9 protein-coding genes are annotated in these 11050 nt (G+C 69.7%); 4 read left to right on the top strand and 5 right to left on the bottom strand.

Going from position 1 to position 11050, the window contains the following annotated elements:
- The first annotated feature begins 147 nt into the window (after window positions 1-147).
- Both ACEU5R_RS07200 and ACEU5R_RS07195 read left to right on the top strand, forming a co-directional pair.
- Entirely contained in the window at window positions 148-984 is an 837-nt protein-coding gene (locus ACEU5R_RS07200; RefSeq protein WP_103273406.1) for a ZIP family metal transporter, read from the top strand.
- Window positions 985-1027: 43 nt separating this feature from the next.
- Window positions 1028-1816: a dienelactone hydrolase family protein gene (locus ACEU5R_RS07195; protein WP_392409646.1), complete on the top strand. Its 789-nt coding sequence runs from the start codon at window positions 1028-1030 to the stop codon at window positions 1814-1816.
- A 165-nt stretch (window positions 1817-1981) separates the two neighbouring features.
- Here the strand turns inward: ACEU5R_RS07195 and ACEU5R_RS07190 are convergent, their stop codons facing one another.
- Window positions 1982-3643, bottom strand: coding sequence for a Na/Pi cotransporter family protein (locus ACEU5R_RS07190; RefSeq protein ID WP_103273408.1), 1662 nt, complete (start codon window positions 3641-3643; stop codon window positions 1982-1984).
- 169 nt (window positions 3644-3812) lie between these two features.
- Here ACEU5R_RS07190 and ACEU5R_RS07185 point away from each other — a divergent pair, with 169 nt between their 5' ends.
- Window positions 3813-5204: an L-serine ammonia-lyase gene (locus ACEU5R_RS07185; protein WP_392409644.1), complete on the top strand. Its 1392-nt coding sequence runs from the start codon at window positions 3813-3815 to the stop codon at window positions 5202-5204.
- 3 nt (window positions 5205-5207) lie between these two features.
- Window positions 5208-6227 carry a LacI family DNA-binding transcriptional regulator gene (locus tag ACEU5R_RS07180; RefSeq protein WP_392409642.1) on the top strand — a complete coding sequence of 340 codons (1020 nt, stop codon included), beginning with the start codon at window positions 5208-5210 and terminating at the stop codon, window positions 6225-6227.
- A gap of 49 nt (window positions 6228-6276) precedes the next feature.
- Here ACEU5R_RS07180 and ACEU5R_RS07175 read toward each other — a convergent pair whose 3' ends face one another.
- From ACEU5R_RS07175 to ACEU5R_RS07160, 4 genes are read right to left on the bottom strand one after another with little or no spacing between them, the layout of a single operon-like run.
- Window positions 6277-7197: an NAD-dependent epimerase/dehydratase family protein gene (locus ACEU5R_RS07175; RefSeq protein ID WP_392409640.1), complete on the bottom strand. Its 921-nt coding sequence runs from the start codon at window positions 7195-7197 to the stop codon at window positions 6277-6279.
- A 16-nt stretch (window positions 7198-7213) separates the two neighbouring features.
- Window positions 7214-8305 (bottom strand): lactonase family protein, encoded by a 1092-nt coding sequence (locus ACEU5R_RS07170; RefSeq protein ID WP_392409638.1) that lies wholly within the window; start codon window positions 8303-8305, stop codon window positions 7214-7216.
- On the bottom strand, window positions 8298-9485 hold the full coding sequence (locus tag ACEU5R_RS07165) for a sugar ABC transporter permease (protein WP_103273413.1): 1188 nt from the start codon (window positions 9483-9485) through the stop codon (window positions 8298-8300). Before ACEU5R_RS07165 ends, ACEU5R_RS07170 begins: the two co-directional genes overlap by 8 nt.
- Before the next feature lie 5 nt (window positions 9486-9490).
- Window positions 9491-11035 (bottom strand): xylose ABC transporter ATP-binding protein, encoded by a 1545-nt coding sequence (locus tag ACEU5R_RS07160; RefSeq protein WP_392409636.1) that lies wholly within the window; start codon window positions 11033-11035, stop codon window positions 9491-9493.
- Window positions 11036-11050: the final 15 nt, after the last annotated feature.

Genomic DNA, 11050 nt, shown 5'->3' with positions numbered 1-11050 from the left:
TGGCAAATTCGGGGCGCCCCGGCCCAGTCGCGCGCGCGGCATTGCCGTAATCGCGCGCTGGGTAAAGGGCCGGGTGGGCCGCCCATTTCCGCTTTTTGGAGTGCAACAATATAATGTTGCGCTTCCTCTCCTTCGATCCCCGTTCCCATGTTGCTGCTCTGGATCCTGCTTGCCACCGTCACCGGCGGACTGCTCGCCGTCGTGGTCGCCAGCTGGCTGGCCTACAAGGTCTTTTCGCAGTATCTGCACCACATGGTCAGTCTGTCGGTCGGCGTGCTGTTGTCGGTGGCGCTGCTGCACCTGCTGCCCGAGGCCTTCGAGTCCGGCGTGGCCGACGCACACGTCCTGTTCGGGCTGATGCTGGCCGCGCTGATCGGCTTCTTCGTGCTGGAGAAGATCGCGTTGCTGCGCCACAGCCATCATCATGAAGGCGATGGCCATCATCACCACAAGGGCCATGACCGCCACGAGGCGGGCCGGGGCGGCGTGATGATCCTGATCGGCAGCTCGCTGCACAACCTGTGCGACGGCGTGCTGGTGGCGGCGGCCTTCCTGACCGATCCGCTGCTGGGCGTGCTGACGGCGGCTTCCATCATCGTGCACGAGGTGCCGCACAAGCTGGGCGACTTCGTGGTGCTGCTGAACGCCGGGCTGGCGCGGCGGCGCGCCTTCTCCCTGATCCTGTTCACCAGCCTGTGTTCAGCCGTGGGCGGCATAATAGGGTTCTTCCTGCTGCAACAGGCCCAAGGCCTGGTGCCGTATGTGCTGGTGGTCGCCGCGAGCAGCTTCCTGTACATCTCGGTGGCCGACCTGATGCCGCAGATGCACGAGCGCGTGTCGCTCGCCGATGCCATCCCGCAACTGCTGCTGGTCGGCGTGGGCGTGGCGCTGATCTACAGCGTCACCACCTTGATGCATCATGGCCATGAGCACGATGCCGCGCCCCAGGGCGCGCCAGTTGTGGAGCACGGCCACCGCCATTGAGGCAGCCCGCGACCGTCCGGCGGCGCCCTTACAGGAGTACGCCATGAGCTTTTCCGCCGCCGCCGGCAAGATCGCCCCCACCGTCATTCACACCGACGCCGCCGGGCTGGCCCACGGCGATTTCCAGCTGCCCGTGGATGACGGCGCCATCGCCGCCTACTATGCCGCGCCCGCCGGCAGGCAGAACCTGCCCATCGTGCTGGTGGTGCAGGAGATCTTTGGCGTGCACGAGCACATCAAGGATCTGTGCCGTCGCCTGGCGCACGCCGGCTACCTGGCGGTGGCCGCCAACCTGTACGAGCGTCAGGGCGATGCATCCACCTACACCGACATTCCCAAGCTGGTCGCCGAGCTGGTCAGCAAGGTGTCCGACGAACAGGTCTACGCCGATCTGGACGCCAGCCTGGCCTGGGCCGCCCGCAACGGCGGCGATCCGGCCCGCGTGGCGGTCACCGGCTTCTGCTGGGGCGGTCGCCTGACCTGGATGTATGCCGCGCACAACCCGGCCGTGAAGGCCGGCGTGGCCTGGTACGGCAAGCTTAGCGTCGGCCACGGCCCGCTCATCAAGCGCTACGCGCTGGACGTGGCGCAAGACCTGCGCGCCCCGGTCCTGGGCCTGTACGGCGGCCGCGACGCCAGCATTCCGCTGGCCGACGTCGACAGGATGAAGGCCGGTCTGGCCGCCGGCAGCGTAGCGGCGCGCCGCTCCGAGATCGTGGTCTACCCCGAGGCCGACCACGGCTTCCTGGCCGACTATCGCCCCAACTACAACGCCCAGGCCGCCCAGGACGGCTGGCGCCGTATGCTGGACTGGTTCCAGAACCACCTCTAATAGCCCGCAGGCAAGAACGCCCTCAGCGGGGCCGCGCGGAGCCGGCTTCGCCGGTCCGCAGCGGCGCCCCCTTGAGGGGGAGCGCGTAGCGCTCGGGGGTGGGGCTTATCCTTCCGGTCCGCAGCGGCGCCCCTTGAGGGGAGCGCGCAGCGCTCGGGGCTGGGTCTACCCTTCAGACTCTCGCAGGCGGCTCGGCAGCAGCTCGCCGTGGCGGGCCAGCAGCGGGTAGGCCGCCGCGCCCACCAGGTGGGAGTTGATGCCCTTCATGTCGCGCAGGATGTCCAGGTACAGCGCGCCCACTTCGGCGGCGTCGACTTCGCCGGCCTTGATCCGTTGCAAATGCGCGTCCGAGGCCTGGGTCTCGATGCCGCGAAAGCGCGCCTTCTCGCCCGCCAGCGCGCGCGCTTGCCGCAGGTCGTCGTTGACGAACAGGGCGGCGGCCTGGCGCTGGTTGGCGATGAGCTGGCCCAGCGTGTCTTCCAGGCTGGCGCGCTGTTCGGCCGAGAAGACCCAGCCTTGCTTGCGCAGCTTGGCGACATGGCCGAGCAGGCCGTGGTGGGCGATGTCGCCGGCATGGCCGACGTTGCTGATGAAGGCCAGGATGTCGTCCATGCGCTGCAGGTCTTCGCGCGTCATGTTCTCCTGGTCTAGCGTGGCCAGGTAGGTGGTGATGGCGTTCTCCAGCTTGTCCAGCGCGCCGTCCAGCTGGCGCGCCTGCACCATGCGGTGGCGGTTGTCGCGCTTGAAGCCGGCGCGCGCATACAGCAGCAGGGTCTGCAGCATGTCGGCCATGCGCAGCGCCTCGCGCGCCGCGTTGCCCAGGGCCACGGCCGGCACGTCGTGGGCCCATTCGTCCAGGTACTGCGGTCGCGACGGATCGTTCGGGTCGGCGCGCTTGGGCAGCCAGCGCGTGAGCAGGGCGGCGTAAGGCGCGAGCACGGGCAGGAACACCAGCGCGATCACGGCGTTGAACAGCGTGTGGAAGTTGGCCACGGCGCGGGCCGGATCGGCTTCCAGCAGGTTCATCAGCGGCTGCACCAGCGGCAGCGCGACCAGCCCGGCCAGCACGCCCAGCGCGCGCGTCAGCAGATTGCCCAGCGGCAGCCGGCGGGCGGCCGGATCATCGCCGGTGACGCCCTCGATCATGGGATTGATGGCGGTGCCCAGGTTGGCGCCCAGCACCAGCGCGAAGGCCACGTGCGGCGCCACCATGTGATGGCTGGCCAGCGACATGACCAGCACCACCACGGCCACGCTGGAGTGCGCGGCCCAGGTGAAGATCGCCGACAGCAGCACGGCCACCACCGGCTGGGTGGACAAGGCTTCCAGCACCATGCCCAGCATGGGCGCGCTCTGGAACGGCTCGAACAGCTGCACCAGCTGGTGCAGCGACAGCAGCAGCAGGCCCAGACCGATGAAGACGCGGCCCAGGTCGCGGGTGCGGCCGGGCGGGTAGCGACGGAACATCCAGACGCCGGCCAGGATCAGGATGGGCGCCAGCGAGGTCAGGTCGAAGGACAGCAGCTGGACGATCAGGGTGGTGCCGACGTTGGCGCCCAGCATGGCGGCCAGGGCCGGCACCAGGCCGACCACGCCGCCGGCGGCGAAGCCGGTGATCATCAGGCCGGTGGCGGTGCTGCTCTGCAGCGCCGCGGTGATGCCCAGGCCGGCGGCGAAGGCCCGCAGGCGGGTGCCCAGCGCACGCCCCAGGGCAGCGCCCAGGGCCGCGCCGAAGGCGCGCTGCACACCGGTCTGGACCATGTGCACGCCCCAGAGCAGCAGGGCGACGTAGCCGGCGAAGTCGAGCAAGGTGATGAGTGCGGACATCCTGGCGTGTTCTTTCTATGACAAGTAATAATTTTGTAATGATCGCATGCCCGGCGCCTGCCGGGGCAAACCGTCCCTGATAGAGCATACGCCCGCCAGGGCCATGCTGCCCGCCGGCGGGGCTTGCGCGTATCATTGCCGCATCTTCTAGATTGCATTGGGGTGTGGGGTGGCAGTTTCCGTATTCGATCTGTTCAAGATAGGCATAGGCCCGTCCAGCTCCCATACCGTGGGGCCGATGCGGGCGGCGCTGCTGTTCGCCCAGGGCCTGGAACGCGACGGCCTGATGGCGCGCGTGGCTTCGGTGCGGGCCGAGCTGTACGGTTCGCTGGGCGCCACTGGCAAGGGGCACGGCACCGACAAGGGCGTGCTGCTGGGCCTGATGGGCGAAGCGCCCGACACCGTGGACCCGGCCGCCATCGCCGGCCTGCTGGCCTCGGTGCGCAGCAGCCGCCAGCTGTCGTTGCTCGGACGCCACACCGTACCCTTCATCGAGAAGGAACACATGATGTTCTACCGGCGCGAAGCGCTGGCCGAGCATCCCAACGGCATGAAGTTCCACGCCTACGACGCCGAGGGCGAGTCGCTGCGCGAGTCGCGCTACCTGTCCGTGGGCGGCGGTTTCGTGGTCACGGCCGGCGCGTCCAACAGCCAGGTCATCGCTGCCCATGACCAGCTGCCGTTTCCGTTCCGCACCGGCCGCGAGCTGCTGACCATGTGCAAGGAAAGCGGGCTGACGGTGGCCCAGCTGATGATGAAGAACGAACTGACCTGGCGTGACGAGGCCGAGGTCAACGGCGGCCTGGATCGTATCTGGCAGGTCATGCAGGACTGCGTGGCGCGCGGCTGCGGCATCAATTACCCCGAGGCCGATGGCGAGCTGCCCGGCCCGCTGCGGGTGCGTCGCCGCGCCCCCGAGCTGTACCGCAACCTGACCCAGCGCGCCGAGCGCACGCTGTCGGATCCGCTGTCGGTGATGGACTGGGTCAACCTGTACGCCATGGCCGTCAACGAGGAAAACGCCGCCGGCGGCCGCGTGGTCACGGCGCCGACCAACGGCGCGGCCGGCATCATCCCGGCCGTGCTGCACTATTACGACCGCTTCATTCCCGGCTCGAACCGCGAGGGCGTGCGCGCCTTCCTGCTGACCGCCGCGGCGGTGGGCCTGCTGTACAAGTACAACGCCTCGCTGTCCGGCGCCGAAGTCGGCTGCCAGGGCGAGGTCGGCGTGGCCTGTTCCATGGCGGCGGGCGGTTTGGCCGCGGCGCTGGGCGGCACGGTCGAGCAGGTCGAGAACGCGGCCGAGATCGGCATGGAGCACAACCTGGGCCTGACCTGCGATCCCGTCGGCGGGCTGGTGCAGATTCCCTGTATCGAACGCAACGCCATGGCCTCGGTCAAGGCGGTCAACGCCGCCCGCATGGCGCTGCGTGGCGACGGTCAGCACTACGTGTCGCTGGACTCGGTCATCAAGACCATGCGCGAGACCGGAGCCGACATGAAGACCAAGTACAAGGAAACCGCGCGCGGGGGGCTGGCGGTCAACATCGTCGAGTGCTGAGGCATGGCGAGCGGCAAGGGAACGGGTTCCGTCACGGTCGATGATGTGGCCGCCCAGGCGGGCGTGTCCATCAAGACCGTGTCGCGCGTGCTCAACAACGAGCCGAACACCAGCGAGAAGACGCGCGCCAAGGTCATGGCCGCGATCGAGCTGCTGAAGTACCAGCCCAATCCATCCGCGCGCCGGCTGGCCAGCAAGCGCTCCGACCTCATCATGCTGGTGTACGACAATCCCAGCGACAACTACCTGATCAACATCCAGCAGGGGGCGCTGGACGCGTGCCGGCGCTATTTCTACAGCCTGCTGCTGCAACCCTGCGATTACCGCGCCGAGGGCCTGGCCGAGCAGATCGCGCAGGCGGCGCGCCAGCGCGCCTGCGCCGGCGTGGTGCTGACGCCGCCGGTGTCCGACGTGCCGGCGCTGATCGACGCGCTGGACCGAGGCGACATGCCCTATGTGCGGCTGGCGCCCAGCTATCCGAGCGTGAAAGGGTTGGAAGTCAGCACCGACGACCGTTCCGCCGCGCGCGACATGACCCGTTATCTGATCGGCCTGGGGCATCGACGCATCGGCTTCGTCGCCGGCCATCCGGACCACGGCGCCGCCCACGAGCGCCTGCGCGGCTATTGCGATGCGCTGGCCGAGGGGGGATTGCAAGTCGACGACAGCCTGGTCGAGCAGGGCCTGCATTCCTTTGATTCCGGCGTGCATTGCGGCGATCGGCTGCTGGATCGCGCCGACCGGCCCAGCGCCATTTTCGCCGGCAACGACGACATGGCGGCGGGTGTGCTGTACGCGGCGCATGCGCGCGGCATCAAGGTGCCCGACGAATTGTCGGTGGCCGGCTACGACGACACGCCCTTGTCCCGCCAGACCTGGCCCAAGCTGACCACCTTGCGCCAGCCGATCCGCGACATGGCGTACGCGGCCGTGGAACAGCTGGTCTCGCGCGAACCGCAGGCGCGGGTGCGCACGCTGGGCTACGAGATCGTGGTGCGCGATTCGACGCGGGCGCTGGGCTGAGTCCGCCGGCGCGCCGCGCCCGACGCGGACCTCGACGCAGCGCGAGCTGTCAGGGCGCGACGCGCAGCCGTTCCTGCACGTCGTCTTGCGGGTCGTAGCCGATGCTGGCGCGTCCGCCAGCGACATCCCAGGCGCTGCCCCGGTTGGCGGAGACTCCGTTGACGATGACGCTGCCGCCTTCCCAGTTGGACGAGTCGGCCGTCAGCGCGGCGATCAGCAGCCGTTCCAGGTCGCCGTTGGACAGCCACATGTCGCGGAACCAGGTCAGGGCGCGGCGGCTGGGTTCATCCAGCGCGCCGTCCGCGGGCGCGCGCTGGTGCGCCACGCCGGAATAGGTGATGTCGCGCGGGTCGTTGCCGTCGGGCAGGATCCAGCCGATGCGCGCCGCCACCGTCGACAGGCGGCCTTCGGTCACGGCCGAATAGGCGCGGCACAGGCGCTCTCCCATCACCTTGGAGGTGCCGTAGGCCAGCGAATGCACATCGCGCTGGCCATCGAACCAGCGCGTGCCGGGCGCCGGCTCGGTCTGCGCGGTGAGCTTGCCGGGGCCCATGCGCGCGGCCAGCGGCTGGTCCTTGTAGCCACCCATGGCATGGTTCGACGATGAGAACACCAGCCGGCGCGCGCCATGCGTGGCCGCCGCCGTCAGCACGTTCAGCGTCATGTTGTAGGAGCCCAGCGCCTCTTCCCAGCTGGCGTCGGGCGTGGAATGGCGGGCGGCCAGGTGCAGCACGGCGTCGACGCCCTCGAAATGGCGGGTCCATGCGCCATCGGGATCCTCGAGATCGGCGGCGACCAGCGTCAGGCGTTCGCGCAGCTCGGGCCCGAACAGGGTGTCGTCCGCGTGCAGGTCGATGCCGACCAGGTGTTCGCACCAGGCCTGGCGCGCCAGGATGGCCAGGGCCTTGCGGCCGATCTGGCCGGTGGCGCCGGTGACGACGATGCGGGCGGGAGGAAGGGATGCAGTCACGTTGAGGGTTTCCGGTTCAGGGCAGCAGGGGGCACAGGCTGACGGGCGAGCGCAGCGCGAAGGACGCGCCGGCGCGTTCGGGCATGCCGGTGGCGGGGTCGATGCGCAATGCGCGGATGAGATGGTCGTCCTGCGATGCGATCAGCAGGAAGGCGCCGTCGGGCGTGAAGGCGATGTCGCGCGGCGTGCGCCCGCCGGCGGGGAAGTGGCCCAGCGGCTCCAGCCAGGGCGCGTCGCGTCGCAGGCGGAAGGCGGCGATGCTGTCGTGGCCGCGGTTGGAGACCATCAGCAGCCTGCCGTTCGGGTGCAGCCGGAGCGCCGCGGCCCAACTGGCGCCGGTCCAGCCGGGCGGCAGCGTGCTGGCGTGCGCCAGTTCGCGGGGCGGGGTTCGCGCATCCTCGGCCTGCCCGTAGACGCTGAGCGTATTGGACAGCTCATTGACCGCGACGATCAGCGCGCCGGCCAGGACCAGATGGCGCGGTCCCGAGCCGGGCCGCGCACGCAGCGTCCAGTCGGGCTCCGGCGCCAGGCCGTCGGCCTGCACGCGATGGCGGACGATCGCGTCGGTGCCCAGGTCGCACAGGTACACATGCGCGCCGGCGGCATCGGGCATCGCGAAATGCGCGTGCGGGCCGTCCTGGCGGTCGGCGCGCGGCCCCGAGCCCTGGCGCCTGAGGGCCTGCGGCTCGCCGGCGGGCAGGCCCTTGTCGTCCAGCGCGTAGCAAAGCAGTTCGCCCGAGCTGTAGTTCGAGACGTACAACTGGCGCGCCACCGGATTCACGCTGACGTGGCAGGGGTCGGCGCCCGGCACGGCGGCGCGGCCGATGGGTCGCAGGCGCGCGCCGCCGTCCTCGATGGCGCTGATGTCCAGCGCCGCGTCGCGGCTGCGTTCGCTGACGCTGTAGAGCCGGTCGCCCCATGCGCACAGGTAGGAAGGATTGACCGGGCCGGCCAGGATCTGGCGTTCGCGGAACGTGGCGGATTCGCCGTCGAATTCCAGCAGGTGTATGCCCAGGCCGCGTCCCTGCACATGGGGCAGGATTTCCGTATAGGTGCCTACCGCCAGCAGGCAGCTGCCCGGCGCGGAGGAATGTTGGGATTTATGCACGTTCGGACCTCGTCGCTACGTCTATCCAGACCGCCAGCACCAGCACGGCGCCCTTGACGATCATTTGCCAGGAAGTATCCACGTTCATCTGCTGCATGCCGTTGTCCAGGCTGGCCATGACCAGCGCGCCGATCAGCGCGCCGTACACGGTGCCCGAGCCGCCGCGCATGGACGTGCCGCCGATGAAGCAGGCGGCGATGGCGTCCAGCTCGCCGCCCACGCCGGCCGACGGCGAGCCCGCCGCCGCGCGCGCCGTGGTGACTATGCCGGCGAAGGCGCACATCAGGCCCATCAGCATGAACACCATCAGTTTCACGCGCTTGACGTTCACGCCGGACAGCCGGCTGGCCTCGACGTTGCCGCCCACCGCGTAGACGTGGCGGCCGAACACCGTCTGGCTGGTGATCCATGAGAATACGCCAAGCAGCGCCAGCAGGATGAGCACCGGCAACGGCACGCCGTGGGCCTGGTTCAGCACCAGCACGAAGCCCGCGGCCGTGGCGGCGATCGCGCCGACCTTGAGTCCGTCGGCCCAGGCCGGCGCCAGCGCCAGTCCCAGCCGGCGACGCTGGCGCCGGCGCGACAGGGCCAGGCCGCAGGCCAGCGCGATGATCAGCGCCACCATCAACCAGGACAGCGCCGGCGGCACGAAGGCCTGGGCGATGGCGCCCAGATCGTCGGGCACGGGGGCGATGGTGACGCTGTCCGTGCTCAGCTGCAGCAGTCCGCGATAGGCCAGCATGCCGCCCAGGCCGACGATGAAGGACGGCACGCGCAGCCGCGTCGTGAGGCAGCCGTTGACCAGGCCCAGCGCGGCGCCGGCGGCCAGCACGGCGGCCACCGCCAGCCAGGTGTTCCAGCCCAGGTTCACCGTCAGGATGGCGGCCAGGCCGCCCAGCAGGCCCAGCAGCGATCCCACCGACAGGTCGATCTCGCCGGCGATGATGACCAGCACCATGCCGCAGGCCAGCATGCCGGTGACCGACATCTGCAGGAACAGGTTGGAGATGCTGTTGGGGCGCAGGAAGGTGCCGCCGGTCTGGTGCCAGAAGAACAGCCAGATCAGCGCCAGGGCCAGCACCATCGCCAGCAGCTTGTGGCGGGCGAAGAGCTGGCGCAGGGGCTGGCGCGCGGCCTTGGGGCGGGGTTCGGCATAGGAAGAGGCGAGGGTCTGCTTCATGGCGTTCAGGCGGCGTGCCGCAGCGGTTCGGTGTTCAGGGCGGCGGCCAGCACGCGTTCCTGCGTCAGGCCCTGGATGGGGAATTCGGCGGCGACGCGGCCGGCGTTCATGACCAGCACGCGGTCGCTCATGCCCAGGATCTCGGGCAGCTCGGAGGACACCATGACGATGGCCACGCCGCGGTCGGCCAGATCGAAGATCAGCTTGTAGATGTCGTACTTGGCGCCGATGTCCACGCCGCGCGTCGGCTCGTCCAGGATCAGCACCCGGGGGTTCTTCAGCGCCATCTTCGCCAGCACCACCTTCTGCTGGTTGCCGCCGGACAGGCTGGCCACGGGCAGGCCGGGGCTCGCGGTCTTGATGCGCAGGCGCGCGATCTCGCGCTCGACCGCGGCCAGTTCCGACTGCGCGTCGACGCGGGTCGCGCGCGCGTGGTCGGCCAGGGTCGCCAGCGTGATGTTCTCGGCCACGCTCATCTGCGGCACGATGCCATGGCGCTTACGGTCCTCCGGCACCAGGCAGATGCCCTGCGCGATGGCGTCGGCCGGCGAGCCGATGCGCACGGGGCGGCCCTGCACCCAGACCTGCGCCTCGCTGCGGCCGGCATAGGCGCCGTAGATCGCGGACACGAGTTCGGTGCGGCCCGCGCCCACCAGGCCGGCGATGCCCAGGATCTCGCCGGCGCGCACCTGCAGGCCGGCATCGTCCACCCGCTTGCGGCGCGGGTTGGTGACGTCCCAGCAGGTCACGCCGCGCGCTTCCAGCACCACCTCGCCGGGCTGGCGCTCGGTGCGGGGAAAGCGCGAGGTCAGTTCCCGGCCTACCATCAGGCCGATGATGCCGTTCTCGTCCAGCGCCGCCGCCGGCCGGGTGGCGACATGCTCGCCGTCGCGGATCACGGTGATGGTGTCGCAGACCCGCTTGACCTCGTCGAGCTTGTGCGAGATGTAGATGCAGGCCACGCCGGCGCGCTTCAGGTCCTCGATGATCGCCAGCAGCACCTCGATCTCCTTGGCGCTGAGGGAGGACGTGGGCTCGTCGAAGATCAGCAGGCGCGCCTGCTTGGCCAGGGCGCGGGCGATCTCGAACAGCTGCTGATGGCCGTTGCCATAGTGCATCACTGGCGCGCCCACGTTGACGTCGTCCAGCTTGAGCCGCGCCAGCAGCTCGGCCGCGCGGCGGTGCATGGCCGGGTAGTCCATGCGCCCGCCAGGCAGCTTCAGCTCATTGCCGAGGAAGATGTTCTCGGTCACGCTCAGCTCCTGCACCAGCATCAGCTCCTGGTGCAGGATGACGATGCCGGCGCGCTCGCTGTCGCGGGTGGAACGCGAGCGCAGCTCGCGGCCTTCCCAGAGGATCTGGCCTTCGTAGCTGCCGTGCGGATAGACGCCCGACAGCACTTTCATCAGCGTGGACTTGCCGGCGCCGTTCTCGCCGCACAGGCCCAGGCATTCGCCCGGCCGCACGGCCAGGCTGACGCCGGACAGCGCGCGCACGCCCGAGAATTCCTTGACGATGCCGCACATTTCAAACAGGGGCTGCTGTTCCATCACCCATCTCCTGTC

Source organism: Achromobacter sp. 413638 (genome assembly GCF_043119405.1).
Taxonomy (GTDB): Bacteria; Pseudomonadota; Gammaproteobacteria; order Burkholderiales; family Burkholderiaceae_B; genus Achromobacter.
This window is presented reverse-complemented; position numbering and strand designations above follow the sequence as displayed.

Coding starts and splice junctions, on each gene's coding strand:
- ACEU5R_RS07200 (WP_103273406.1), top strand. CDS start 148: ATGTTGCTGCTCTGGATCCTGCTTGCCACCGTCACCGGCGGACTGCTC.
- ACEU5R_RS07190 (WP_103273408.1), bottom strand. CDS start 3,643: ATGTCCGCACTCATCACCTTGCTCGACTTCGCCGGCTACGTCGCCCTG.
- ACEU5R_RS07195 (WP_392409646.1), top strand. CDS start 1,028: ATGAGCTTTTCCGCCGCCGCCGGCAAGATCGCCCCCACCGTCATTCAC.
- ACEU5R_RS07180 (WP_392409642.1), top strand. CDS start 5,208: ATGGCGAGCGGCAAGGGAACGGGTTCCGTCACGGTCGATGATGTGGCC.
- ACEU5R_RS07165 (WP_103273413.1), bottom strand. CDS start 9,485: ATGAAGCAGACCCTCGCCTCTTCCTATGCCGAACCCCGCCCCAAGGCC.
- ACEU5R_RS07160 (WP_392409636.1), bottom strand. CDS start 11,035: ATGGAACAGCAGCCCCTGTTTGAAATGTGCGGCATCGTCAAGGAATTC.